We start from the raw sequence: 2993 nt of genomic DNA on the forward strand, positions 1-2993 counted from the left end.
TTTCATTACAGAATTTAATATTTGCATTTGAAGAAATTGGTTGAAGTTCCGTATTAAGCCAGGTATGAAGATATACCTTTAGATAAATTCTATATCGATGTCCTGTAGTAAGTATATATCCTGTCTGAAAATCAAATTGCCCGGTCAAATCACCTCCAGAAGGTTTAATCCAGGTCCAATCATTAGCTGGTGGAATTATATAAGAAGGCAGGGTTGCTGAAGTAGTTAAATCAATTGCCTCCAGAGATAGTCTAACCTCACCACCAGCAGGTAAATCTATAAGATACTGTCCATTATAGCTACCTTTTATTCTAATAACAACCGGATAATTTCCGACCATCTCATCGATTAAATTAATCTCAACCCCTAAATTTCCATAGGCATACACATCTCCTACCCCTTCTCCGGGCACCCCAACACCTATAAAAATACATTTATTTTCTTTATCAACTTGCACATATTCATAACTATTAGTTAATTGTCCGCTATGCCATGATTTGAATTCACTATAATTTGGTTGATTCAATTGTTTTGTAGTTCCAGGCTCGTAATTGATATTCACGACAGAAGGTTCCTTAAATTCAGAAGCCGTATTTTTTTCTACAAAAGATAATACTGGTGGAGATGAAGCGGACTTATCTTCAGTTGAACCCAGGGCTATCCATTGAACATCTGAATTTGAAACAGGTTTGTTTTTATGGTCATAAAGAGATATTGTAAATCCTGTTTTACTATTGTTAGTTGCACAGACATTAATTGCTTTGCCATCTTTTTGTCCGGTAGCAAGTATAATTGGAGGATTAGAAAATGGGATGTTAAATTTGATAAATTGATTATTATCATATTTACCTACCTGTCCTTGAATATTACCATTTGAAAGAGGAGCAATCGCAATCCAATGGACAATAGCATCCTTTTCTGGGGCAAAACGATTATAGAGTTTAATATGAAATCCTCTTTTTTCTACTTTCTCAACATAGGTATTGATAGCAAATTGTCCCTTTCGAGCAGAGGCGATAACAATCGGCGGGGTTGAAAAAGATTGTGTAAAATTAATATATTCCCCATTATTATAAATACCAGAGCCTGCTTGAATATCTTTATTATTTCCCAATCCTGCCGCAAGCCATTGAACACAGGCATCTGACACTTTATTACCTTCGTAATCCAGTATAGATAGTTTAAATCTGTTCTTTTTACTTGATATAGAAGCGACTCGTAAAGCAACACCTTTTTTAGAAGCCGAAGTAATAATAACCGGATGTTTAGAAAAGGATTGTTCAAAATTGACATAATCTCCATTACTATACCTTCCTGTTCCTGATTGAATTTCTATACTGACAGATATTCCTCTAAATAAAACTAAAAAGATAAATATCCATCCTGATATTTTTAATCTTTTATTCATAATATTAAATTATATCAGATATATCTCTTTTTTGTCAACAATATATTTAATTGAACCTGTGATTCAGACACTGGACATCAGACATAAGACTATAGACTCTATTTATGCAGGAAATTAGGGTGGTGTCTGAAAATAACGCTAATAGTGAAATCTATACAGATTTGGTGTCCAAAAGGGGATAAGGAGATAAAGGGAGATATGGAGATTATTTATTGTAATTTGCAAAATTTTAGAATGAATTTATCTCCTAATCTCCATAATCCCCATATCTCCTTTTCTTACACTATTTCAACCTTTATGCTAGATTAAGACACCACCGAAAAACGCGAAAAACACGAAAAAAAGATATTTTCCTCTCTGTTTCTCTGCGTCTCTGCGGTTAGAAATTTCTGAAATCCTCTGATTTTTCTTGCATTTTGTTATTTTTTGTGTTATAATTTTTTTCTGAAAGGGTAGGGGATGAACAGGGAAATTTTAGAGGTTAAAGAATTTTTTAATAGATTAGCTTCCTACTATGACTTGATTTATAATGAACAATTTAAGGAAAAAACTAAAGGAGAAATTACCTTTCTCCAAAATTTCCTGCCTAAAAAAGGTAAAATATTAGATATTGCCTGTGGAACTGGAAGACACCTCCTACCACTAAAAATGCTTGGTTATGAGGTAATTGGAATTGACTTATCAAAGAATATGCTTCAAATTCCAAGAAATAAGATTAAAAACTTAAAGTTCAATATTAAACTTATACAAGGAGATATGAGATTTCTTCCTTTACAAAATCAATCCATCGTTGGGGTAATCTGTTTGTTTTCATCTTTTTGTCATTTACTTACTTTAGATAACCAGAAAAAAACGGTCAATGAAATTTATCGAATTTTAAAAAATAATGGGGTAGTGATAATTGATGTGGCGAATTGGTATTGGTTAAAAAAACAATGGCAGAAAAAAGGGGAAAAGATTGGAATAATCCCTGGGACTCAAAAGATTACCGTTCATCTGGAAAATAGATACATTGATAATCCTTTAAGAACAAAATTATGTCATTACACAAAAGAAGATTTAAGAAGATTATTTAGCATTTTCCCCAGGGTAGATTTTTATGGTAGTTTTTCATTAAATGCTAAATTTAACAGTCAAAGTTCCAGAATTATTATGGTGGCTAAGAAAAAGCAATTAGAATACAAGGTATGAAGTTTAGAAGTTATGAAATTTAGAAGTTCAGAATTTACAATTCAGAATAACTTCCGATAATATATCTTATGTAAACTTGCAGGATGGTATCGAAATTTTGCAGGAAAAAATATCCGTAGATTTCGCAGATATGAAATTCTTAAAAAAACCGGTGCGAAATATTCCACAAGAAGTTTAATACAAATATCAAAATGTCAAAATCAAAAGGACACGACCCACTCTGTGGGTGCCCCGAATGCAAAAATACTTGTAAGGCAACAAAAAAGATCAAATATTAAATATTAAAAATCAAAAATAAGAATAAAAGAATTCCTTAATTTTGATATTTGCTCTTTGATTTTTGATATGATATTTGATATGTCATTTTGCATTTTAATATTTAATTTTCTATTAC

3 protein-coding genes are annotated in these 2993 nt (G+C 31.6%); 2 read left to right on the top strand and 1 reads right to left on the bottom strand.

Annotation, left to right across the window (positions count from 1 at the left end; translation table 11 throughout):
• Positions 1–1408: hypothetical protein (locus AB1422_17095; protein ID MEW6621020.1), on the bottom strand; the 1408-nt coding region annotated here is incomplete at its 3' end.
• 144 nt (positions 1409–1552) lie between these two features.
• Here AB1422_17095 and AB1422_17100 point away from each other — a divergent pair.
• Together AB1422_17100 and AB1422_17105 are read left to right on the top strand one after the other, a co-directional pair.
• Positions 1553–1717 carry a hypothetical protein gene (locus tag AB1422_17100; GenBank protein MEW6621021.1) on the top strand — a complete coding sequence of 55 codons (165 nt, stop codon included), beginning with the start codon at positions 1553–1555 and terminating at the stop codon, positions 1715–1717.
• A gap of 150 nt (positions 1718–1867) precedes the next feature.
• Positions 1868–2599 carry a methyltransferase domain-containing protein gene (locus AB1422_17105; protein ID MEW6621022.1) on the top strand — a complete coding sequence of 244 codons (732 nt, stop codon included), beginning with the start codon at positions 1868–1870 and terminating at the stop codon, positions 2597–2599.
• The last annotated feature ends 394 nt before the right edge of the window (positions 2600–2993 follow it).

Source organism: bacterium (assembly GCA_040757115.1).
Classification (GTDB): domain Bacteria; phylum UBA9089; class CG2-30-40-21; order CG2-30-40-21; family SBAY01; genus JBFLXS01.